The sequence below is a fragment of the Catellatospora vulcania genome, from assembly GCF_009720385.1.
In the GTDB taxonomy this organism is placed as follows: domain Bacteria; phylum Actinomycetota; class Actinomycetes; order Mycobacteriales; family Micromonosporaceae; genus Catellatospora; species Catellatospora vulcania.
The window spans coordinates 20,481-41,812 of record NZ_ML769310.1 but is presented as its reverse complement, the minus strand read 5'-3'; the positions used below and the strand labels follow the sequence as shown (position 1 = coordinate 41,812).

Here is a 21,332-nt window from a genome sequence, read left to right as displayed (position 1 = left end):
CGGTCCCGTCCCGGCACCGCTGTCGATCACGGTGCCGGGATGGTGGCATGCCGTCGCAACCCCGGGCGGGCCAGGCCCGCCCGGGGTCGGTGGGTGCGTCAGCCTGCGGGGAACAGGCTGCCGTAGTCGGCGAACGCCATGGCGATGTCCGACTGGGCCCAGAAGCGGTGGTACGTGAACGTCGGGGCGGGCCCCGTGCCGTTCATGTACGCCTGCACCGCAGGCCAGGCCGGGTCGGTCGCGTAGAACGGCCGGACGGACATGAAGGTCGAGCTGGAGTTGATCGGCACGCCGGTGCCCATGGTGCCGCTGAAGCCCGACGGGACGTACATGCCGGTCTGCGTGGTGGCGTTCCACACGTCGTCGAACCGGTTGTAGTCCTCGCGGACCTCAGGCACCACGATGCCCTTGGTGTCGTTCGCCTTGAGCAGGATCATCCGGTCCAGCAGGCCCTTCGCGGTCGCCTTGGCGGAGTTGCCCAGGGTCGAGCCGTTCTCCTTGGCCGCGTAGTAGGTCAGGGTGCGGGCGTAGGCCGCCGCGACGCCGACGTCGTTGCTGGTCTTGGACACCGTGACGTGCAGGCCGGGGTTGGCCGCCGGGGTGCCGCCGCCGCTGAAGTTGCCGGACGGCTGGCCGGACCAGGTCATGTCACCGGGGATGGTGAACGCCGAGCCCGAGCCGAGGGTGGTGTTGGCGACCGCCCAGGCGACCCACTTGTCGAGGATCTGCTTGGCCTTGGCGTTGCCGGTGACGTAGTAGTACTCCGCCACCCGGTGCAGCGACCACGCCTGGAAGCCGAACCACTGGTTGCTCGGCGGGTCGTGGTAGACCGGCTTCACGTCGTACGCCATGCCGTAGAAGGTGGGCGTGCCGGCGGGAGGAGCCGAGTAGTTGCCGTTCCAGCTGTTCGTCGCGCCACCGGCGATGGCGCCCTCGGCCGACTGCAGCCAGAGGTAGAAGTCCAGCTGCCGGGTGAGGCTGGTGTCCCAGTCCGCGGCCGCCGTCGGCGACAGCGGACGCAGCGCCGACGGGCCCGACGAGCCGAGCACGTACGCCGCGAGGGGGTTCTGGTAGCCCTGGTGGTTGTGGCTGGAGCCGATGCGCCACGACCACGCCCCAGCGATGTCCCCGCCCCAGGCGTAGTACCAGGACATCAGGTAGTTGCTGCTGCTCTTGCCACTGCCAGGGGCACAGGAGGTGGAGGTGCAGCCCGGGGTCTTGAAGTACTTGTCGTACATCGCGTACCGCAGGAAGTCGCCCATCTTCGCGGCCTTGGCGATGGTCGCCGAGATCTGCGACTGGTTGCCCTGGGCCGTGGCCCACTGCAGCGCCCAGTACGCGGCCTCGACGGCGCGGGCGTCGGCGTCCGGGGCGTTGGTGTAACGCCACTGCCCGGTGGTCGAACCCGCGATGAACAGCGACGGGAAGTTCGCGAACCGGCCCGTGTCACAGGACGGGTGGGCCACCGTCTCCCAGGTGGACTCCTGCGGCCCACGCTGGAACGTGTTGATGTAGGTGACGCGCTGCGTGCTGTCGCCGCACTCGGCACCGGTCCGGCCGGTGCCGTACTTGTACACGTCGTCGACGTCCAGCAGCCAGTGCATGCCGTAGATGTTGCGGTTGCCGTACGTGCTCTGCAGCTCGTTGGCCAGCGGGTCCTGACCGGCGACCACGCTGGTGCTCAGCGCCACCGGGTAGCCGTTGGGCTGCAGCGCCTCGGGCGCGTAGTCGGCCGGGTCGGCCGGGTTGTACGTGCTCTGCCCCGGCTGGGCGGCCGCGGACGGGATGATGTACTGCTCGGTGATGTTCCAGGCGTTGTTGAACGGGGTCCAGTTGCCGGTGACCCGGCCGTACTGGGCCTCCATCCAGATCCAGAAGCTGAACGCCTCGGACGTCGTCTCGTGGCCGTGGTCGGGCGCCTCGACGAGCAGCGTCTCGATCGTGTGGTACGGGATGCCCTCCGGCGAGAAGTAGCCGTTGGCCGGGTCCTTGAGCTTGTTGTACTGCGTGGTGAACTCGGTGATGTAGGCGTTGGCCGTGTTCTCGTCGTCGATCTCGGTCGCGGTGACGGTCACCGAGGTCAACCCGCTGGACGCGACCGTGATCGGCCGGGTGCCGTTCGTGGCGTCGGTGTCCTGCGCCGCGGCGAGGGTGACGTTCTGCGTGGTGTTCCAGTTGCTGGTCGTGAACGTCAGGCTCGCGCCCGCCGACACGGTGAGGTTGGTGTCACCGGAACCGGCGGTCGAGGTGACCGTGACGTTGCCGCTCGGCTGGATCGCCAGGCGCACCGCGTACACCGCGGTCGAGCCCTCGGGCACGCTCACGCTGGTCGGCGAGACCACCAGGGACTGCGTGGTGGTCGTGTCGTTGTCGGCTTCGGTCGCGTTGACCGTCACCGAGGTCAGGCCGCTGGACGCCACGGTGAACGGCCGGGTGCCGTTGGTCGAGTCGGTGTCCTCGGCTGCGGCCAGCACCACCGTCTGGGTCGTGCTCCAGTTGCTGGTCGTGAACGTCAGGCTCGCGCCCGACGACACGGTGAGGTTGCTGTCCCCCGAACCGGCCGTGTTGGTGACTGTCACGTTGCCCGACGGCTGCGCGGCCAGGCGCACCGAGTAGGTCGCCGTAGCGCCCTCGGGCACGCTCACGCTGGTCGGCGTGACGACGAGGGACTGCGGCACGACCGTGTCGTTGTCGGCCTCGGTCGCGTTCACCGTCACCGAGGTCAGGCCGCTGGACGCCACCGTGAACGGCCGGGTGCCGTTCGTGGTGTCGGAGTCCTCGGCTGCCGCCAGGGTGACGATCTGGTTGGTGTTCCAGTTGCTCGTGGTGAACGTCAGGCTCGCGCCCGACGACACGGTGAGGTTGGAGTCACCGGAACCGGCGGTCGTGGCGACCGTGACGCTGCCGCTGGGCTGCGCCGACAGGCGTACCGCATACGTCGCGGTGCCCCCCTCGGGCACGCTCACCGACGTCGGCGACACGACCAGGCTCACCGTCGGCGTGGTGCCGCCGCAGGAGACCCCGTTGATCGCGAAGTTCGACGGGTTGGTGTTCGTGCCGCTGTAGGAGGCGTTGAAACCGATGCCGGTCGACGCGCCCGTGGCCAGGCTGCCGTTGTAGGACAGGCTCGTCGCGGTGACGTTCTGCCCCGACTGGCTGTAGTTGGCCGACCAGCCCTGGATGCCGCCCTGGTTGCCGGGCCAGGTCCAGGTCAGCGACCAGCTGGTCAGCGGGTCGCCGGTGTTGGTGATGTTGATGTTCGCGCCGAAGCCGCTGCCGTTGTCCCAGGCCTTGGTGTAGGTCACCTGGCAGGACACGGCGGCCTGGGCCGGGGACGCGATCGTCGCCCCCGTGACCACGACCATGGCGCCGACCGCGGCAAGCGCGACGCGACGCCTTAACGTGCGGAAACTCATGAGCTCTCCTCGTGGAGCGGGTGCCGGCCGCATGTCCCGGGATCGGGCCGTGGACGGGACGGATACGCGGCGGCCGCGCAGCGGCCAACCAGGCGCCGTCCGGTCCCACCGGTTGCCCTCGGCCGCCCGTTCCGCGTGTGGCTCCACACGAGTAGATGCATCGTCGCATCGACCCCTACTGATCACAAGGGTCGATCACGCAGCGATTTTCAGCCCCCTCTCAACATTCACAGGCGACGCACAGCAGCTCGCACCCCACCCGCTAGAAGGAAGGGCACCTTCCCATCGCTATAGGTAGAGGAAGGTGCCCTTCTTAACGCTCCCGTCCGGGGCGGCGGTTGGTGATCGCTGTTTGCGGTCGAAAACTGCGGTCAGACCACACTTTCTGACCGCAAACAGCGATCATCACAGCGCGCCCCCGCAGAGCCGGTCGGCCAGAGGCGGTCGGCCGCAGCCGGTCGGCCAGAGGCGGTCGGCCGCAGCCGGTCGGCCAGAGGCGGTCGGCCGCAGCCGGTCGGCCAGAGGCGGTCGGCCGCAGCAGAGCCGGGCCGCCGCAGGCCGGGCCGCGCGCCCGGTCAGCCGCGCAGCACCAGGCCGCGCCGCTCGCCGGTGAACCGTCCTGCCTCGACGACGACGTGGCCGGCCAGCACGACGTGCTCGACGCCGGTCGGCCGTACGTCGGGCACCGCGTACGTGCCGTCGTGGCCGATCGTCGCCGGGTCGAACACCACGAGGTCGGCGACCGCGCCCGCGCCGACGAAACCGCGCCCGGCCAGCCCGAACTGGTCGGCGATCGCCGAGGTCATCTTGCGGACCGCCTCGGGCAGGGTCAGCAGGCCGCGCTCGCGCACGTACTCGCCCAGCACCCGCGGGAAGCAGCCCCAGGTGCGCGGGTGCTGCAGGCCGACCGGCGGGCCGTTGTCCGAGCCGATGCCGACCAGCGGGTCGGCCATGATGGTCTCGACGTCGTCCTCGGCCATCATCGTGATCACCATGCCCGCGCCGGGGTCGGCGAGCAGCACCTCGCACAGCGTGTCGAAGGCGTCGCCGGCCCCGGCCAGCTCGGCCAGGGTCCGGCCGGTGGCCTCGGGCCGGGTCGCGTGGGTGGTGACGAAGACGTCGGCCGGGGTCACCCGGGCCCAGAAGCCGTTGGGCTGCGTCAGGTCCTCGGCCAGGGCGCGCAGCCGTGCCCGGCCGACCGGGTCGGCGAGCCGGGCCCGCATCGCGTCGGTGCCGCCGACCAGCGCCGCTCCCGGCAGCAGCGCGTTGAGGAAGGTGCCGCCCGCGCGGTACGGGTACTGGTCGCCGCGTACGTCCACGCCGGCCAGGCGGGCGGCGTGCAGCTGGGCCAGCAGTGCCTTGCCGCCGCCGTGGTTGGCCTTCCCGGCGACCTTGCAGTGCGAGATCTGCAGCCGGACCCGGGCCCGGGTCGCGATGGCGATCGCCTCGTCCACGGCCTCGGCGAGACGGTCGTCCTCGTTGCGCAGGTGCGTGGTGTAGGGCCGGTTCCAGCGGTGCGCGACCCGGGCCAGGGCGACCAGCTCGTCGGTGTCGCCGTAGCTGCCCGGCGGGTAGATCAGGCCGCTGGACAGGCCGACCGCACCGGCCGCGAACGCGTCGTCGGCCAGGCGGCACATGTGCTCCAGGGCGCCGGGGCGCAACCGCTCGTCCATGCCGTTGGCGTACGCCCGCAGGGTGTTGTGCCCGACCAGGGCGGCGATGTGGTTGGTGGGCCCGGCGGCCTCGATGCCGGCCAGGTAGCCCGCGAAGTCGCGCGGCAGCACCGGCACACCCCCGGCCAGCTCGGCGAACAGCGGCCCGGTGGCCTCGATGGTGGCGTCGTCCAGCGGCGCGAAGGAGAACCCGCAGTTGCCGACGATCTCCGTGGTGACGCCCTGGTGCAGCTTGAACGGCTGCGGCTCGGGCATCAGCGGCACCGGGTCGGAGTGGCTGTGCGCGTCGATGAAGCCCGGCGCGACGGCCAGGCCGGTCACGTCGATCTCCCGGCGGGCCGGGCCGAGGTCCGCCCCGACCGCGACCACGTGATCTCCGGCGACCGCGACGTCGGCGACGACGCCGGGGCCGCCGAGGCCGTCGTACACCGTGCCGCCGCGCAGTACCAGGTCGTGCATGGTCCGAGCCTTCCGTCGACAGGCCGGCCACAGCGCCGGTCCGCACACCGTACGCCGATCATGAACCGGTGGCGTACCGGTCAGGTGGTGACCCGGGCGCGGGCCGCCGCGGCGAAGGCGATCAGACCTGCCGCGATGACGGGCAGGCCGACGCTGAACAGGGCCAGCGCGCCCAGTGCGCACAGCAGCACGCCGGAGGCCAGCAGCGCCGCCGACCGGCGTCGCCGCGCACCGAGCGCGCCGCCCAGCGTCAGCGCCGCCGCGACGAGCAGGCCGCCGACGAACCACAGCACGGGGGTGCCGCCCTGCCCGACGACGGCGATGACGTACCCGCCCGCCGACAGCAGGCACAGCAGCACCACGACCAGCGCCAGCCAGTCGACACGGAGCCGGGTACGCGCAGCCACGCCGTCATTGTCGCCGACGGCGGCCGCCCCGGTCCGGCCAACGGCCCGACCACGCTCCGCCACCGGCGAGTCGCCGCGAATGCGGCGAACGGGTCAGCGTGCGATCCACTCGGTGGCGGTGGTGACCTCGGCGAGGGCGGCGGGGTCCGGGTCGACGCCGATGCCCGGTCCGGTCGGCACGGCCAGGTGCCCGTCGGCCAGTACGAACGGGGCGGTCACGTCGCGGCTGAAGTAGCGGCCGGAGGCGGACGTGTCGCCGGGCAGGACGCAGCCGGGCAGCGCGGCAAGGGCCACGTTGGCGGCGCGGCCGATGCCGGTCTCCAGCATGCCGCCGACCCAGACCGGCACACCGTTGGCGGCGCACACGTCGTGCACCCGGCGGGCCTCCAGGTAGCCGCCGACCCGGCCGGGTTTGATGTTGACTACCGAGGTCGCGCCGAGCGCGATCGCGTCCGCGGCGGCCCGCGCGCTGGTGATCGACTCGTCGAGGCAGATCGGCGTGCGCACCTGCCTGGCCAGCTCGGCGTGACCGCGGATGTCGTCCTCGGGCAGCGGCTGCTCCATCAGCAGCAGGTCGAACGGGTCCAGCTTGGCCAGGTGGCGGGCGTCGGCGAGGGTGTACGCCGTGTTCGCGTCGACCTGGAGCGCGATGTCGCCGAAGCGCTCGCGTACGGCCTGGACCGGCGCGACGTCCCAGCCGGGCTGGATCTTCAGCTTGATCCGCAGGTAGCCCTCGGCCAGGTAGCCCTCGACGGCGTCGAGCAGCTCCGGGATCGAGTCCATGATGCCGACGGAGACGCCCGCGGGCACCCGGTCGCGCACCGCGCCCAGGTGCGCCGCCAGCGGCGTGCCGGCCGTACGCAGCTTCGCGTCCAGCAGTGCCGTCTGCACTGCGGCCTTGGCCATCGGGTGGCCCTTGATCTTCGCGAACGGCACCTCGGCCAGGTACGGATCGGCGTCGGGCAGGCTCAGCACCGCCGGGATCAGGAAGCGCCGGATCACCTCGGCGGCTCCGTCCACGTACTCGCTGGAGTACAGCGGCGCGGACATGGCCACGCACTCGCCCCAGCCCTGCGCCCCGTCCTCGGTGACCGCCCGCACCAGCAGCACGTCGCGGTCGAGTTCCACCCCGAACGAGGTCCGGAACGGACTGACCAGCGGCATCGCGATCCGGCGCAGCTCGAATCCGGTCACCTTCATGACTTGCCCTCCAACACGTACCATCCGTCACGGCTCATCCCGGTGATCCGGTAGCCGGCTTCCAGCGCCCCGCAGATCGCCTCCCGCACCGCGGGCCGCCACGTCCTCGCCACCGCCGGGTTCTCCACCCGCAGCCGCTCCACGTCGCCCGGCACCGCGACCAGCAGCACCCGCCCGTCGGCGGGCGGCGGGGCCGCGGGCAGCACGGGCGCGTCGCGTTCGGTGCGGCCCAGCAGCTCGGCCGCCCCGGCGGCGCGCAGCGCGGACAGGTCCGGCTCGTGCACCTCGCCCCGGGCGGCGGCCGACGCGGCCGGCGACAGCAGCTCCCAGCGGATGTAGAGGCGGTCGCTGGCCTCGCCGGCGTTGATGCCGTCGTGCATCGCGCCGTAGAAGTCCGGCAGGTACTCCGCCGCGGTCGCGCCGAGCTTGTGCAGGTTCACATGGGCGTTGCGGCGCACCAGCGGGTCGAAGGTCCAGCACACCTCGCCGATGCCGCGGGCCAGGGACCAGGCGCGCTGGTGCTGCTTGAGCGCGAAGCCGACGCCGCCGCTCTGCCGGGCCGGGTCCACTCCGGCGACGTGCGAGTGCAGGTGGCCCGCGCCGAAGAAGGCGACGGCCGCGCCGATCAGCTCGTTGCCGCGGTATGCCCCGACGACGTAGTTGCCGGAGTGTTCCAGGGCGCGCATCATGCCGGCGTTGACGATCTGGTCCGGCGAGTCCGCGCGCCACACCCGGCACAGCAGGTCCGCCGCCGCGTTCTGCTCGGCCACCGTGGACAGCTCGCGCATGCGTACGCCCACCCGGTCCGCCGCGGCGCGGGCCAGTTCCTCGGCCCGCATCACCGCGTCCACCGTGATCTGCTCCGTCACGTCGCCCCACTCTCCCGCCGCCGGGCGTGCCCCGCCGCCGTCTTCACCGTAGGCCCGATCATGCTCCTCCGCGTTCGGCCGCCGTCAGGGCACCGGCACGATCGAGTCGACGAGCTGGAGTGCCTCGTCGAGCGAGCGTGGCCGCAGCACCCCGCCCGGCAGCTCGTCGGGCCAGCCGGGTCCGGCCGCGGCGACCACCGTGGGACGGCGGGGCAGGTCCAGCAACGCCTGCAGGGTGGCCAGGTCGGCGGTGTCGGGGTGGTGCGACCACACCAGCGCCACGGCCGGGCCGGTGCGGCGTACGGCGTCGAGCAGGGCGCGCGGGGGCACCCGGGCGCCGAGCAGCCGGGCGGCGACGCCGCGTTCGGCCAGGGCGGCGGCCATCGCCTCCAGGGGCAGGCTGTGCTGCTCCTCGTCGGCGCAGGCCAGCAGCACCGGCACCGGCGTGCCGGGGGCGGGGCGGCGCACGCCGCCGAAGACCTCGCTGACGCAGCGCGAGACGAGATGTTCGACGTCGATGAGGCGCTGGGTGGCGGCGTGGCGGGTGCCGATGCCGACGAGCACCGGCACGAGCAGGTCCTGCCAGGCGTCGACGACGCCGTGCTCGGCGACGGCTTCCTGCACCAGGTGGCGTACGGTCAGCGCGTCCAGCCGCATGGCGGCGCGGGCCAGGCCGCGGGCCTGCGCGCCGGCCCGACCGACGGCGATGGTGTGGCCTCCGCCGTCGCGGGTGTGCGGGCGCTCGTCGGCGAGCCGGGCGATGCCGTCGGGTCCGGCGGAGCGGGCGACGCGGGCGGCTTCGGCGGCGGGCACACCCTGGGCGGTGAGCCGCCGCATGGTCTCAAGGCGGGCCAGGGCTTCGGCGTCGTAGCGGCGGTGGTGGCCGGGGTCGTGGCCGCTGGGCCCGAGCCCGTAGCGCTGGTGCCAGGTGCGCAGGGTCGTGACGGCGATGCCGAGCCGCCGCGCGACGGCGCCCGCGCTCAGCCCTTCGTCCTCGCCTACCACCTCAGGAGCCTATCGCAGCGTACAGTTGCGTTGATTGCTGCATCGTTATCTCCCGCCGAACGCCTGGGGATGATCATGAATACCGTCGTGGTGCTGTTGACCCGTGATCTGCGCGTGCACGATCATCCCGCGCTGGCCGCCTCGTGCGCCAACGCCGAACGGGTCGTTCCGCTGTTCGTCGCCGACCCGGCGCTGACCGTGCCGGACAACCGCCGCCGCTTCCTGCTGGAGAGCCTGCAGGACCTCCGCGAGGGCCTGCGCCACCGGGGCGGCGACCTGCTGGTGCGCTCCGGCGACCCGGTCGCCGAGGCGGTGCGCACGGCCCGCGAGGTCGGGGCGGAGGGCATCGCGCTGACCGCCGACGTGTCCGGATACGCGACGCGCCGCCAGGAACGGCTCACCCGGGCCTGCGCCCGCGAGCGGCTGGCGCTCAAACTGTTCCCGGGTGTCACGATCGTCCCCGCGGGCGAGGTCACCCCGTCGACCGGCGGCGACCACTACAAGGTGTTCACGCCCTACTGGCGGGCCTGGCAGTCGCGGCGCTGGCGCGGCACGGTCGCCACCCCGCGCAAGGTCCACCTGCCCGACGGCGTCACCGGCGACGACCCGCGAAAGGTCCTCGGCGACGCGAAGAGCGAGTCGCCGAGCCCGATGACCGGCGGCGAGAGCGAGGCCCTGCGCCGCCTCAAAGCATGGAAGACCAAGGCCGCGGCGTACGCCGACCGGCACGACGACCTGCCCGGCGACGCCACCTCCCGGCTCAGCCCGTACCTGCACTTCGGCTGCCTGTCCCCGCTCGCCCTGGCCACCGCCGACGGTTTGCCCGAGGCGTACCTGCGGCAGCTGTGCTGGCGCGACTTCTACCACCAGCTGCTGGCCGCGTTCCCGAAGCTCGGCACGCAGGCCTACCGGCCGGGCGCGCAGGAGCAGTGGAAGGACGACCCGAAGGCGCTCCAGGCGTGGCAGGCCGGCGAGACCGGGGTGCCGATCGTGGACGCGGGCATGAAGCAGCTGGCCGCCGAGGGCTGGATGCACAACCGGGCCCGGCTGGTCACCGCGTCCTACCTGACCAAGACCCTCGGGCTGGACTGGCGCGAGGGCGCGGCCTGGTTCAACCGGCTGCTGATCGACGCCGACGTCGCCAACAACAACGGCAACTGGCAGTGGGTCGCCGGGACGGGCACCGACACCAAGCCGTACCGCCGTTTCAGCCCCGAACGCCAGGCCGAACGCTTCGACCCCGACGGCGAGTACGTCCGCCGCTGGACCTGAGCCGGTACCGGTTCCATCGCGTCGGCGATGCGGCTTCCTGGCCCAGGACCAGCGAATTTGCGCCCGCGACCGCCGGCCGTACCGATGCAGCGTGCGCGGTTCGCGGGCGAGCGCCAAGGCATGGTCGGCCAGACATAGCCTCTGACCTGCCGATTGTTTCCGCTATCGACCCAGGCCCATGATCACAACAGCCGTGATCATGGGCCTGCGGTGCGCGTTTCAAGCCGCGGAGGCGCCGGCCCGCGCCAGGTGGCCACGTGCCGCCGCCACCATCGCCTTGGGGTCGTCCGCCCACACCCGCAGCTCGGTCACGGGCTCCGTCGGGCCTTTCGGGAGCTGGAACACGGTCGGCTCGCGCAGCACGATGTCCACGTTGGTCTGGCTGAGAACGACGATGCTCAGCACGGCGCCGTCGGGGGTCTGCTCGTACTGGAACGTGCGGCCGGTCGGCAGCGAGCGGTTGCGGGTGCCGACCGAGACCACGTTCTCCCACGGGACCGGCAGCAGGACCGTCGCCGACTGCCGCAGCCGCAGCCCGGTGGGGGCCACCACATGCGGGTGCGTCTTCACCATGGCCAGTAGGCCGACCATCCAGACCAGGCCGTACACGCCCAGGAACGCCAGCGTCAGCCGGGCGCTCTCCCACGGCAGCAGCAGGTCGACGGCCGGGATCTCGATCGCGGACAGCACGATGAACACCCAGATGACCGGTGTCGTCGAACTGGCATGGCCGAACGCCGCCGCTCCGGGTTCGGTGACCAGCGGGCGGCGCAGGGTCCAGCGGTAGAGGCTGCGCCACATGGCGATCTCATAGACCCAGAGCCGGCGGATCAGCCGCCGGAGCCGCGTCGACCAGTGCGTCTTCGCCGTGGGTGTCATGAGGGCTCCTCGGTGGGGGTGAAAGTCAGACCGACCGAGCGCAGCCGGTCCACGATCTCGCCGAGTCCCGCGTACAGGGACTCGAACCGGTCCTCGGGCATGCCGCCGAACAGCAGGTCGGCGAATTCGCCGTGCTGTCTTTCCATCTCCGCGACGACCGCCGCGCCGTGCTCGGTGAACGAGACGAGCAGCGCCCGCCGGTCGGTGGGGTGTGGCTGCCGGACCACGAAGCCGGTGGCCTCCAGGCCGTCGACCAGTCCGGTCACGGTGCGCGCGCTCACGCCGAGCCCGTCGGCCAGCGCCCGCTGGGTGCTCGGCCCGGTGCTGCGCAGCAGCCACAGCAGGGTGGTCCGGGACGGGGTCAGCCCGTCCTTGGCCAGGCTCTCGGTCATGTCCTTGTTGATCAGCACGACCAGTTCGAGCACGCGGTCGAGCGCCGCGTAGTGCCGCTGCTCGGCCATGGGCTCCTCCGGCATATCGTGATGCACACTCACTATGTGCTAGGAACACAATGATGTCATGCCACTATCTGGGTGGCAAGCTGGCCCGCCCCGGCGGCTGGGAGCGGGGCCTCCTGGAACACACGGTGCCGCCCGCCGGGAGGGACACTGGATGTCCGCCCCGCGGAGCGGTGCGCGGCAGGGCCACGGACGTACCGCGAGGCGAGGGAGCAGACATGCGCGAACCCGCGCTGGAGATCCGTGAGGCTGTCGGCGGGCCCCGGGCGCTGGTGATCCTCTTGCACGGCGGGGCGGCCGACGGGCACGGCCGGGCCCACCGCGGCCGGGCCGCGTACCTGCGGATGCTGCCTTTCCGGCGGGCCATGCCCGGCGACGTCACGGTATGGCGGCTGCGTTACCGCTTCCGCGGCTGGAACGGCGCGGCCGCCGATCCGGTCCGCGACCTGGCATGGGCCCTGGACCGGGCCCATGAGCGCCATCCAGGCCTGCCGGTCATCCTGGTCGGGCACTCGATGGGCGGTCGTGCCGCCCTGTGGGGCGCAGGGGATCCGCTGGTCACCGCCGTCTGCGCCCTCGCCCCGTGGATCGAGCCCGGTGATCCGGTGCGGCAGCTCGCCGGGCGCACCGTCCTCATCGCCCACGGCGTCACCGACCGGATCACCGACCCGGCCGCCTCCCGCCGGTACGCCGTCGCGGCGGAGAAGGCCGGTGCGCACGTCACGTTCCTGAGCGTCACCGGCGACGGACACGGCATGGTGCGCCGCGCCCGGTACTGGCACCGGCTCGTCGGCGACTTCGTGGCGGCTCAGACACCCCGCACGGACACGGCGGCCGTGCCCGCCTCCTGAACACCCACCGCCGACCCGCGAGCGGAACGTGCCCTGAACAGCCTGATGCGGGCCGGGCGTCGTGCCCGGCCCGCATCGTGGCTGCTAGGTCAGTCGAGGCGCGACCGCGAGGCGATCGGCGCGACCAGTGCGACGCCCAGCGCCGCGAAGCCGATCTGGAAGAGGAGCTCCAGCCAGTCCACGCCGCCCGTGCTCGCCACGTCGAAGGCGTTGGCCACGAACGTGCCCAGCAGCGCGGCGGCCACACCGATGACGATGGTCAGCCACAACGCGATGGACTGCCGGCCCGGCAGGACCAGCCGACCGAGCACACCGATGACCAGACCGATGATGATGGCGGTGAAGATACCGGTGATTTCCACGGTGTCCTTCCTTTCCCTGTCGTTGGCATGGAGATGCCCGCACCCCGGGGGCCACAAACCAGCGCGACGTCCATTCCCGACCCGTGGTGGCCTGGCTCACGCGGCCGCGGAAAGGCCGTGGCCGCACCCGCACCCGGCGCGCACACTGCTCGCATGGACGACGTCAGGCGGCGGTACCGGTACGGCGGCCCGCCCGAGCTGCTCGCAACGGTCGACGCCCGGCACCGCGGGCAGCCGCTGGACTCGGCGGCGGCAGTGGACGCGTGGGCGGCGTACGCGGGCGCTGACCCGTTCACCTACGTCGTCGATGCGGACGGGCTGCTGCTGGCGGCCGACCGGCGCAGCGAGCACGTCGCCTGCGCGGGCGGCGGCGACGTGCTGAGCGCGGGTGAGATGTCGTTGCGACGCGCGGACGCCGGCTGGGCCGTCGCCGAGGTCAGCAACCAGTCCACCGGATACGCCCCCGAACCGGCCTCGTGGCCGGCGGTCGCCGCGGCGCTGGACCGCGCCGGGATCGCCCACCGCGGTGGCTTCACGGCCGCGTTCGAGTTCCGCCGCTGCCCCGGCTGCGCGGAGCTGAACCTCGTCAAGGACGGCGACTACACGTGCTGCCTGTGCGAGGCGCCGCCGCCCGCGTAGCAGCAAAGGACGGGCCCCGGCGCGAACGCCGGGGCCCGTCCTTTCACATCGTCACCGACGTTCACGATCGGCGTAGTACGTGCCGACCTGATCGCGGTACAGCGTTTCGTCGCGGAGGTCCGGATCGTACTCCGGAGCATCCTTGATCTCGGCCTTCGAGCGGCTGACGTACACCTTCTCCTCGTTGAAGTCGATGTTGTTCACGACTCCCGCGGGGAGCATCCGCTTGCTGCCGAAGATCCACGGACCGGTGTCGACCACGATGTAGCTGGAGCCGACAGCCCCGGTCGCTTCATCGATCTTGCCGATACCGCCGTCGACGGCCTCGACGTGGAAGCCGACGATCGAGCGGTCCCCGCCTTCGTCGGTCGTCTTGTAGTCGAGGTCCGCGCTGTAGCTCCACGGGTCCCAGGGGATCGGGTTCATGGCAGTCATGAGTATTCCTCCTCCTCGTTGGACTGGTTGCTGACGACGACCGCCTACCCGCTCCCACCCCCGCCTAACCCGCCCTCCCCCACTCAAGATCACCAGACTTGCCAGGCACCTGGGCGAATGGCCGGTCAAGATATCCACGATTGCCAGGCAAGTCGGTGGATCATGGGCGGGCCTGCGCGGCTTATGGGCGAAATGCATAATTCGGGCCGTGGCCGGGTACGACTCCGCCATGGCACGAACCGAGCGCGTCATCGCGGCCTCGCCCGAGCGCGTCTTCGCCGTCCTCGCCGACGGCTGGACGTACGCGGACTGGGTCGTCGGCACAGCGCACATCAGGGACGTCGACTCCTCCTGGCCCGTCCGCGGCAGCCGCCTGCACCACAAGGTCGGGCCGTGGCCGCTGTCGACGGCGGACATCACCCAGGTGGTCGCCTGCGAGGCGCCGCACCGGCTGGTGATGCGGGCGCGGATGTGGCCCCTCGGCGAGGCCGTCGTGGACATCCGCCTGGTCCGCCTGGATGCCGGCTCGACGCTGGTCACCATCGTCGAGGACTTCAGCCGCGGCCCGCTGCTCGCCTTCCGCAACAAACTCAACGACCTGGTGCTGCACGGCCGCAACCGGGAGGCGCTGAGCCGGCTGGCCGACTTCGCCGAGAACCGGGAGAACACGTACGACGCCCGCGCGCTGGCCGAGGTGCGGCTGGAGCGCGTCGCCCGGCACTGACCCCGCCTGGGGCACCCTTCGGGCGCGGGTCGCACTACGCAGAGCGGCCCGCCAGGGTGCATCATCTGCACATGCCCCTCCCGTCCTCCAGCATCCGGCAGCTGGACTACTACGTGCTCGCCGCGGACGAGCCCGCTCGTCCGGAGGCGGTCATCGTCGAGGAGCTGGTGCTGCGGGACGACGGCACCGCCATCGGGATCGACAACCTGAGCTGGACGAAGACGGTTCGCTCGTGGCTGTGCACCCCGGCGCTCAGCCGCGACCTGCGCACCGACGAAGGCCTCCGGGCACGGGTGCGTGCCGTCGACCGCGGCGCGGCGCAGACCGCGTTGCGGCAGCTCAGCGGTGGCGAGCTGCCGGACGAGACCTGGTTGCGAGCACGCTTCGGCGACTTCCTGCCACTGCCCTCCGCCCCGGTGCTGCGCCTCGGACCGGCGCAGGCCCCGCCCGGCTTCCGGGACCGGCACGTGTACCGGATCCTCTTCGCGGGCGAGCTGGACCGGCCCGGGCTGCAGTGCCTGCGGCTGTGGTGGCGGCTGGAGCCGGTCGAGACCGAGGCCGACCCCTCGGGCCGCCTCGTCGGGCGGGCCCGCCGCGAGGTGGACGGGCACGAGCTGAGCTGGGAGCTGCGGCGGGTCGGGCCGGGCCTGGGCTGGGCCGTCGACCTGACCGCGTGCCTGCGCGACGGGCCCGCCGGTGCGGTGCCCGCGCTGCTGTGCGACCTGCGGCAACTGGCCCGTGCGCACGGCCTGATCCCGGTGACGGTCGAGCGCCTCGGCTGAGCCCCCCGCGTGTCGGTGTCGGCCGGTAGCCTGCCGGGATGCGCTGGGAGTGGTACACCGGTGAGGCCTTCGAACTCAAGCCGTACTGGCGGGAGCGCTACCGATACGCGGCCGGAGTCCGGCTGGCCGAGCGGCCACCGCCGACCGAGGACGTCGTGCGGTACGGCTTCGACGACGCCGACCGCCCCGTGGTCATGCAGGAGTTCTCCGGGTTCCTGAGCGGGCGGCAGACCAACGAGACGACCTGGACCCACCTCCGCGACGTGATCGAGGAGGTGCGGATGGACGCCTTCGACGGCAAGCGCGGCCACCTGGACCGCTTCGAGTACGCCGACGGCCTGCTGCGCCGGTACTCCAAGGAGGCCCGTGGCGGGCGCCGCACCGAGGAGTACACCTACCACGACGGTCTGCTCAGCCGCATCGACGTGACGGAGGACGGCCGGCCCTGGGCGAGGATCGCCGTCACCCACGATGCGGCGGGTTTGTTGGAGCGCATCGAGACGACCTGTCTGCAGGGCCGTTCGACCACTGAGGTCACCTACCGGCGGCCCCCGCCCGGGTTCTCCCTCGACGGGCAGTGTGAAGTCGTCGCCGGGATGCTGGTGGACCGGCTGCCGCGGCTCGTGGCTACGCGGACCGAAGTCGACGGGCCGTTCTACTGCCTGGGCCTGTCCTACTTCGAGTCGTGCCTGCCGACCTGGGCCCTGGGGCTGGAGTCCGAGCGGCAGGAGTGGCTCGCCGAGGACGACGCGGACGACATCCTGTGGAACCCGGCCGAGTTCGAGCAGTGCGACACCGACCCGGTGGACGAGGACGACCCCGACCTGCACGAGGCCGCAGAGCTGCTCGACCAGGAGATCGGCCTGTCCGGCGAGCGCCACCGGGTGCGGGACCTCTTGCTGGAGGTCGCGTACGCGCTGAACCGGCACGACTGGTCGGAGCTCGCGGTGACCCCGGACTTCATGGTCTATCCGACCCACGTCGACTGCCACGACACCGAGGAGAACCTGGCCGCGGTCCGGCGTGCGGCCGGGCGGTGATCAGACGCGGTCGAGGGGCAGGTGCGGCTCGGCGGGCAGTTCGACGGTGACCGTGTCACCGGGGCGCACCGGGCCGCCGGCGAGCACGATGCTCATGATGCCCGCCCTGCGGATCAGGCTGCCGTCGTCGTCGCGGTGCACGACCTGCTTGAGCAGCCCGCCCTGGAGCCCGTCGATCTGCGCGCAGGGGTTGCGCAGGCCCGTCACCTCGACGACGGCCTGCGGGCCGATCCGAAGCACCGTGCCCCGGGGCAGCGACAGCAGGTCCAGGCCGCGGGTCGTGATGTTCTCGCCCAGCTGGCCCGGTGCGACGTCGAAGCCCTGCTCGCGTACCTCGTCGTGCAGCTCGGCGTGGATCAGGTGGACCTGGCGCAGGTTCGGCTGGGTCGGGTCGGCGGCGACCCGCGACAGGTGCTGCACGGTCACGCCCGCATGAGCGTCCCCGGCCACGCCCAGCCCCGCGATCAACTCGATCTCGTCGAGGTTCGGCTTGCTGAAACGGTGTTCGGCGTCCCTGCTGACGGCCACCACGAACGGAGCAGACATGGGCACATTCTCGCATTCAGGCAGCCGTCTCCGGTTTCCCGTCGTGGCCCCGAGCCAGATGACCTGCGTCCGCTGACGCCGCGTCGGCCGCGGCAGGCTGCGCCCAGGCGGCCAGCGCCGCGAAGTCACCCTCGCGCAGTCCGAGGCGGGCGTCCACCCGGTGCACCAGGGCCCGCCCGGGGTGGTGCGCACCGATCCAGGCGACGTCGGCGTCGCTGACCTCGTCGTCGACCCAGGCGAAGTCCCGCCCGTCGGCCCACTCGACGAGCCGGCGGGTCTTCCAGTGCACGCGTCCGGCCTGGCGCGGTTGCGGCCACTCGACCACGGGCAGTTCGGGCAGGCCCAGTACCGGCGCGATCCACTCGTTCGCCTCGGCTGTCCAGGTGGTCGCCCAGACCAGGGTGTACGGCAGCGACAGCAGCTCGGGCCCGTGCTCGGGGCGCAACCACACGCGCAGCGGCTTGCGGCGGCCGTAGACGTCGGAGCCCCACTCGGACGCGAGCGCCATGCGGTAGGTGAGGTAGCCCTCGGGTCGGCGTTCGGGTTTCGCCGCGTACGGGTTGAGCGGTCCGTCGACGTCGAGGAACAGCAGCGGCCGGGTCATCGGCGAACTGTAGCGAGGTCGGGCCGGGCGGGTCCGCCGGTTTTCCGGGTGCGGGGCCGCAGAATCATGTCATGGCATACGGGGTGATTTCAGACGAAGCCTCCCATGAGCGGCTGGCGGTACGGGTCGCCGGGATCGTCCAGGGTGTGGGGTTCCGGCCCTTCGTCTACACCCTCGCGCAGCGGCTGCACCTGCGCGGACACGTCGGCAACGACACCGAGGGCGTGTTCATCGAGGCCGAGGGGCCGCGCAGCGCGCTGGACGTGTTTCTCTGCGCGCTCGACCTGGAACGCCCGCCGCTCGCGGTGATCGACTCGATGACGGCCGCGCCGCTGCCGGTGACCGGCTCGCCCGGCTTCACGATCGTGCCCAGCGACGCGTCCGGCCCGCCCGCGGCGCAGGTCACCCCCGACGCCGCGACCTGCGAGGCCTGCCTGGAAGAGACCACCGGCGGGGGCGGCCGCCGGCAGGGGTACGCGTTCACGAACTGCACCCACTGCGGTCCCCGGTTCACCATCGTGCGCGGCGTGCCCTACGACCGGCCGAACACGACCATGGCCGGGTTCGGCATGTGCGACGACTGCGCCAAGGAGTACGGCGACCCCGACGACCGCCGCTTCCACGCCCAGCCGGTCTGCTGCCCGGCGTGCGGACCCCGGCTGAGCCTGCTGAGCATGGACGGCAGTCCGCTGCTCACCTCCGGCGCCGACCCGATCGCCGCGACGGCGCGGCTGCTTCGCGGCGGCGCGATCGTCGCGATCAAGGGCCTGGGCGGCTACCACCTGGCCGTGGACGCGACGCATCCCGAGGCGGCCGCCCGACTGCGGGCCGCCAAGCACCGCGAGGACAAGCCGTTCGCGCTGATGGTGGCCGACCTCGCCGAGGCGGCGGCGATCGCCGAGGTGGAACCCGCCGCGGCGCGGCTGCTGCGCCACCCGGCCCGGCCGATCGTGCTGCTGCCCCGCCGCACCCGCCATCCGGCACACCGGATCGCCGACGCGGTCGCGCCGGGCTGCCGCGAGCTGGGCGTGCTGCTGCCGTACACGCCGCTGCACCACCTGCTGCTCGCCACGATCGTCCGGCCGCTCGTGATGACCAGCGGCAACGTCTCCGACGAGCCGATCGCCTACCGTGACGACGACGCGATGGCCCGGCTGACCGGCATCGCCGACGTGACGCTGACCCACGACCGGCCGATCCACCTGCGCACCGACGACTCGGTGGCGCGGGTGGTGCGCGGCTCGCCGATGCTGCTGCGCCGCTCGCGCGGGTACGTGCCGCGGCCGGTGCGGCTGCCGTTGAAGCTGCGCCGGCCGGTGCTCGGCTGCGGGGGCGCGCTGAAGAACACGTTCTGCATGGCCCGGGGCGAGTTCGCGACGCTGTCGCACCACATCGGCGATCTGGCGAACGCCGCCACGTTCCGCTCGTACACCGAGGGGGTCTCGCACCTGGAGCGGCTGCTGGGGATCACGCCCGAGCTGCTCGCGCACGACCTGCACCCGGACTACCCGTCGACGGCGTACGCGCAGGAACGCCCCGGGGTGGAGCTGGTCGGGGTGCAGCACCACCACGCGCACATCGCATCCTGCCTGGTCGAGCACGGGGAGCAGGAGGCGGTGATCGGGGTCGCCTTCGACGGGCTGGGCTACGGCGACGACGGCACGCTGTGGGGCGGCGAGATCCTGGTGGCGGATCTGGCGGCGTACACCCGGGCGGGTCATCTGGCCGCGGTGCCGATGCCCGGCGGCGCGGCAGCCGTGCGCGAGCCATGGCGGATGGCGCTGTCCTACCTGGACGCGATCGGCGGCACGCTGCCCGACCTGCCGGTGACGCGGCGGCACGCGCAGGCGTGGCGGCCGCTGCGCGGCGCGGCGCGGGCGGGCGTGAACGCGCCGCTGACCTCCAGCGCCGGGCGGCTGTTCGACGCGGTGGCGGCGCTGCTGGACCTGCGCGACGAGGTCACCTACGAGGGTCAGGCCGCCGTCGAGCTGGAGCAGGTGGCGCGGCGCGGTGAGGTCAAGGGCTACCCGGCGGAGATCGTCGAGGACCCGGTGCTGACCCTCAGCGGAGCCGACCTGGTCGAGGCGGTGCTGGCGGACCGGCTGGACGGGGTGGCGGCGCCGGAGATCGCGGCCCGGTTCCACGCCGGGGTCGCCGACCTGATCGTGAACGCCTGCCTGCTGGTACGCGAGCGGCACGGCCTGCACACCGTGGCGCTGTCCGGCGGGGTCTTCCAGAACACGCTGCTACTGGGCCGGACGCTGGACGGGCTGGCCCTGGCGGGGTTCCGGGTGCTGACGCACCGGCAGGTGCCGTGCAACGACGGCGGCCTCAGCCTCGGCCAGGTCGCGGTGGCAGGGGCCCGCGACCGCCGGTGAGGCGGCACGGGTCACGCCGTGCCCCGATCGCCTTCGGTCCGCCGATTCCTGTCCGTGCTGGCTGGTCGACGCTTCGCGAGTGCGTCCTGTACCCGGTAGTAAAGCTCTCGATAGCCGAAGCAGATCCAGAACATCGGGTTCAGGAACACGACGTTCGAGCTGAGGTGTCTGTCCACCTTTTCCAGGTGGGCCTCCTGCTCCTCGACGGTGACGATCGCACGAGGCGGCGCATAGCCGAATATGTACACCAGGTCGCACGGCGGCACGCCGGACCGCCACCGGTACACCCGGTAGATGCTGCTGGCGCCGGTGTGCTGGCTCATGAAGCCCGACGGTCTGGTGTTCCTTCTGGCCCCGTTGCAGCAGAGCAGGATTCCCGCACCATCGGTTCGTCGGCGGATCTGCTTGAGGCAGTCGTACAGATCCTGCCCGCCGGCGTCGTAGCGGTGACCGCGGGGATCGATCAGCGACAGCCGGCAGTCGTCATCGAACTCGTACTCGACTCGCCAGGTCGCCGACGAGCCGTCGGCCATGCGGACCGCGAGCCACTCGGGTTCGTCCACCGGGCGTCCCCTCCTCCGGTTCAGTCGATGAGGCGCTGCACACCGTCGAGGATGACATCCAGGCCGAAGGCGAACGCGTGGACCGGGTCGGCCGAGGCCTGGTAGACCTGGCTGCTGGCCTCGCCGACGCGACCGGCGACCGGGAAGTCGTGGCCGGTCATGACGCGCTCCAGCACGGGGGCGGTGGCCCGCCACCACTCCTGCTCGGTCAGGCCCGAGTCGCGCTGCGCACGGGCCAGGCCGGCGTGGCTGCGGGCGACGCCTTCGACGTGGGTGAGCACCAGGGTCAGCACCGAGTCCATCTGCAGGTCGGTCAGGCCGATGCCGTCGAGCACCCGCAGCTCGGCCTCGTACTTGAGGACGGCGTTCGGGCCGAGCGTGGGACGGCCGCCGGTGGCGTCGAGCAGCCAGGGGTGGCGCAGGCTGACGTCCCAGTTGCGCTCGGCGACGTAGCGCAGGCCCTCACGCCAGCCGCCGTGGCCGGCCGGGTCGTCGACACCGGTGTACAGCTCGCCGATGACCGTGTCGACCATCAGGTCGTTGAGCTCGGTCTTGCCGGGCACGTGGGTGTAGAGCGACATGGTGCCCGAGCCGATCTTGTCGGCCACCCGGCGCATGGTGGCCGCGTCCAGGCCCTCGGTGTCGGCCAGCTCGATCGCGGCGTCGACGATCGCGCGGACCGTCAGGCCGGACCGGCCGGGCCGGGTGTGCGAGCCCCACAGCAGCGCGAGGCTGCGACCTGGGTCACTCTTGGCACTCACGGGAACACT

21 protein-coding genes are annotated in these 21,332 nt (G+C 72.2%); 7 read left to right on the top strand and 14 right to left on the bottom strand.

Going from position 1 to position 21,332, the window contains the following annotated elements:
* Positions 1-98: 98 nt before the first annotated feature.
* The 6 genes from F6W97_RS17880 to F6W97_RS17855 all read right to left on the bottom strand — a co-directional run bounded on the left by F6W97_RS17880 (position 99) and on the right by F6W97_RS17855 (position 9,029).
* Entirely contained in the window at positions 99-3,416 is a 3,318-nt protein-coding gene (locus tag F6W97_RS17880) for a glycoside hydrolase family 48 protein (protein ID WP_196279203.1), read from the bottom strand.
* Between the two features lie 575 nt (positions 3,417-3,991).
* Positions 3,992-5,548 (bottom strand): N-acyl-D-amino-acid deacylase family protein, encoded by a 1,557-nt coding sequence (locus F6W97_RS17875; protein ID WP_155371499.1) that lies wholly within the window; start codon positions 5,546-5,548, stop codon positions 3,992-3,994.
* A gap of 80 nt (positions 5,549-5,628) precedes the next feature.
* On the bottom strand, positions 5,629-5,955 hold the full coding sequence (locus F6W97_RS17870; RefSeq protein WP_155371498.1) for a hypothetical protein: 327 nt from the start codon (positions 5,953-5,955) through the stop codon (positions 5,629-5,631).
* Positions 5,956-6,048: 93 nt separating this feature from the next.
* Positions 6,049-7,155: an o-succinylbenzoate synthase gene (gene menC, locus F6W97_RS17865; RefSeq protein WP_155371497.1), complete on the bottom strand. Its 1,107-nt coding sequence runs from the start codon at positions 7,153-7,155 to the stop codon at positions 6,049-6,051.
* Positions 7,152-8,024 (bottom strand): GNAT family N-acetyltransferase, encoded by an 873-nt coding sequence (locus F6W97_RS17860; RefSeq protein ID WP_155371496.1) that lies wholly within the window; start codon positions 8,022-8,024, stop codon positions 7,152-7,154. The genes menC and F6W97_RS17860 overlap by 4 nt, the downstream gene beginning before the upstream one ends.
* Positions 8,025-8,108: 84 nt before the next feature.
* Positions 8,109-9,029, bottom strand: coding sequence for a MerR family transcriptional regulator (locus tag F6W97_RS17855; protein WP_155371495.1), 921 nt, complete (start codon positions 9,027-9,029; stop codon positions 8,109-8,111).
* Between the two features lie 69 nt (positions 9,030-9,098).
* On the opposite strand from F6W97_RS17855, the gene F6W97_RS17850 reads away from it, so the two are divergent.
* The gene (locus tag F6W97_RS17850) at positions 9,099-10,301 is read left to right on the top strand and encodes a cryptochrome/photolyase family protein (RefSeq protein WP_155371494.1); all 1,203 of its coding nucleotides are present in this window, start codon (positions 9,099-9,101) and stop codon (positions 10,299-10,301) included.
* 219 nt (positions 10,302-10,520) lie between these two features.
* On the opposite strand, the gene F6W97_RS17845 is transcribed toward F6W97_RS17850, so the two are convergent.
* Both F6W97_RS17845 and F6W97_RS17840 read right to left on the bottom strand, forming a co-directional pair.
* Positions 10,521-11,180, bottom strand: a complete 660-nt coding sequence (locus F6W97_RS17845; protein ID WP_155371493.1) for a hypothetical protein — start codon at positions 11,178-11,180, stop codon at positions 10,521-10,523.
* Positions 11,177-11,641, bottom strand: coding sequence for a MarR family winged helix-turn-helix transcriptional regulator (locus F6W97_RS17840; RefSeq protein WP_155371492.1), 465 nt, complete (start codon positions 11,639-11,641; stop codon positions 11,177-11,179). Before F6W97_RS17840 ends, F6W97_RS17845 begins: the two co-directional genes overlap by 4 nt.
* Positions 11,642-11,856: 215 nt before the next feature.
* Here F6W97_RS17840 and F6W97_RS17835 point away from each other — a divergent pair, with 215 nt between their 5' ends.
* Positions 11,857-12,489 (top strand): alpha/beta hydrolase, encoded by a 633-nt coding sequence (locus F6W97_RS17835; protein WP_155371491.1) that lies wholly within the window; start codon positions 11,857-11,859, stop codon positions 12,487-12,489.
* Positions 12,490-12,578: 89 nt separating this feature from the next.
* Here F6W97_RS17835 and F6W97_RS17830 read toward each other — a convergent pair whose 3' ends face one another.
* Positions 12,579-12,851 (bottom strand): GlsB/YeaQ/YmgE family stress response membrane protein, encoded by a 273-nt coding sequence (locus tag F6W97_RS17830; protein ID WP_155371490.1) that lies wholly within the window; start codon positions 12,849-12,851, stop codon positions 12,579-12,581.
* Positions 12,852-13,004: 153 nt separating this feature from the next.
* On the opposite strand from F6W97_RS17830, the gene F6W97_RS17825 reads away from it, so the two are divergent.
* The gene (locus F6W97_RS17825; protein WP_155371489.1) at positions 13,005-13,490 is read left to right on the top strand and encodes a hypothetical protein; all 486 of its coding nucleotides are present in this window, start codon (positions 13,005-13,007) and stop codon (positions 13,488-13,490) included.
* A 51-nt stretch (positions 13,491-13,541) separates the two neighbouring features.
* On the opposite strand, the gene F6W97_RS17820 is transcribed toward F6W97_RS17825, so the two are convergent.
* Positions 13,542-13,925 (bottom strand): PRC-barrel domain containing protein, encoded by a 384-nt coding sequence (locus F6W97_RS17820; protein ID WP_155371488.1) that lies wholly within the window; start codon positions 13,923-13,925, stop codon positions 13,542-13,544.
* 229 nt (positions 13,926-14,154) lie between these two features.
* Between F6W97_RS17820 and F6W97_RS17815 the strand changes: the two genes are divergently transcribed.
* The 3 genes from F6W97_RS17815 (at position 14,155) to F6W97_RS17805 (ending at position 16,471) form a co-directional block, all read left to right on the top strand.
* Positions 14,155-14,649, top strand: a complete 495-nt coding sequence (locus F6W97_RS17815; protein ID WP_155371487.1) for an SRPBCC family protein — start codon at positions 14,155-14,157, stop codon at positions 14,647-14,649.
* Between the two features lie 71 nt (positions 14,650-14,720).
* Positions 14,721-15,431, top strand: coding sequence for a hypothetical protein (locus F6W97_RS17810; protein WP_155371486.1), 711 nt, complete (start codon positions 14,721-14,723; stop codon positions 15,429-15,431).
* 38 nt (positions 15,432-15,469) lie between these two features.
* The gene (locus F6W97_RS17805; RefSeq protein ID WP_155371485.1) at positions 15,470-16,471 is read left to right on the top strand and encodes a hypothetical protein; all 1,002 of its coding nucleotides are present in this window, start codon (positions 15,470-15,472) and stop codon (positions 16,469-16,471) included.
* Here the strand turns inward: F6W97_RS17805 and F6W97_RS17800 are convergent, their stop codons facing one another.
* Positions 16,472-17,017, bottom strand: coding sequence for an MOSC domain-containing protein (locus F6W97_RS17800; RefSeq protein WP_155371484.1), 546 nt, complete (start codon positions 17,015-17,017; stop codon positions 16,472-16,474). It abuts the gene before it with no gap.
* Positions 17,018-17,033: 16 nt separating this feature from the next.
* Entirely contained in the window at positions 17,034-17,621 is a 588-nt protein-coding gene (locus tag F6W97_RS17795; RefSeq protein ID WP_230686774.1) for an HAD domain-containing protein, read from the bottom strand.
* Positions 17,622-17,692: 71 nt separating this feature from the next.
* On the opposite strand from F6W97_RS17795, the gene hypF reads away from it, so the two are divergent.
* Positions 17,693-19,999 (top strand): carbamoyltransferase HypF, encoded by a 2,307-nt coding sequence (gene hypF / locus F6W97_RS17790; RefSeq protein WP_196279202.1) that lies wholly within the window; start codon positions 17,693-17,695, stop codon positions 19,997-19,999.
* 11 nt (positions 20,000-20,010) lie between these two features.
* Here hypF and F6W97_RS17785 read toward each other — a convergent pair whose 3' ends face one another.
* Positions 20,011-20,562 carry a hypothetical protein gene (locus F6W97_RS17785; RefSeq protein ID WP_155371483.1) on the bottom strand — a complete coding sequence of 184 codons (552 nt, stop codon included), beginning with the start codon at positions 20,560-20,562 and terminating at the stop codon, positions 20,011-20,013.
* A gap of 20 nt (positions 20,563-20,582) precedes the next feature.
* Complete coding sequence (locus F6W97_RS17780; protein ID WP_155371482.1) at positions 20,583-21,323, bottom strand: TetR/AcrR family transcriptional regulator; 741 nt, start codon at positions 21,321-21,323, stop codon at positions 20,583-20,585.
* Positions 21,324-21,332: the final 9 nt, after the last annotated feature.

Coding starts and splice junctions, on each gene's coding strand:
- F6W97_RS17795 (WP_230686774.1), bottom strand. CDS start 17,621: ATGACCCGGCCGCTGCTGTTCCTCGACGTCGACGGACCGCTCAACCCG.
- F6W97_RS17800 (WP_155371484.1), bottom strand. CDS start 17,017: ATGTCTGCTCCGTTCGTGGTGGCCGTCAGCAGGGACGCCGAACACCGT.
- F6W97_RS17820 (WP_155371488.1), bottom strand. CDS start 13,925: ATGACTGCCATGAACCCGATCCCCTGGGACCCGTGGAGCTACAGCGCG.
- hypF (WP_196279202.1), top strand. CDS start 17,693: ATGGCATACGGGGTGATTTCAGACGAAGCCTCCCATGAGCGGCTGGCG.
- F6W97_RS17815 (WP_155371487.1), top strand. CDS start 14,155: ATGGCACGAACCGAGCGCGTCATCGCGGCCTCGCCCGAGCGCGTCTTC.
- F6W97_RS17825 (WP_155371489.1), top strand. CDS start 13,005: ATGGACGACGTCAGGCGGCGGTACCGGTACGGCGGCCCGCCCGAGCTG.
- F6W97_RS17810 (WP_155371486.1), top strand. CDS start 14,721: ATGCCCCTCCCGTCCTCCAGCATCCGGCAGCTGGACTACTACGTGCTC.
- F6W97_RS17875 (WP_155371499.1), bottom strand. CDS start 5,548: ATGCACGACCTGGTACTGCGCGGCGGCACGGTGTACGACGGCCTCGGC.
- F6W97_RS17850 (WP_155371494.1), top strand. CDS start 9,099: ATGATCATGAATACCGTCGTGGTGCTGTTGACCCGTGATCTGCGCGTG.
- F6W97_RS17840 (WP_155371492.1), bottom strand. CDS start 11,641: ATGGCCGAGCAGCGGCACTACGCGGCGCTCGACCGCGTGCTCGAACTG.
- F6W97_RS17835 (WP_155371491.1), top strand. CDS start 11,857: ATGCGCGAACCCGCGCTGGAGATCCGTGAGGCTGTCGGCGGGCCCCGG.
- F6W97_RS17845 (WP_155371493.1), bottom strand. CDS start 11,180: ATGACACCCACGGCGAAGACGCACTGGTCGACGCGGCTCCGGCGGCTG.
- F6W97_RS17805 (WP_155371485.1), top strand. CDS start 15,470: ATGCGCTGGGAGTGGTACACCGGTGAGGCCTTCGAACTCAAGCCGTAC.
- F6W97_RS17880 (WP_196279203.1), bottom strand. CDS start 3,416: ATGAGTTTCCGCACGTTAAGGCGTCGCGTCGCGCTTGCCGCGGTCGGC.
- menC (WP_155371497.1), bottom strand. CDS start 7,155: ATGAAGGTGACCGGATTCGAGCTGCGCCGGATCGCGATGCCGCTGGTC.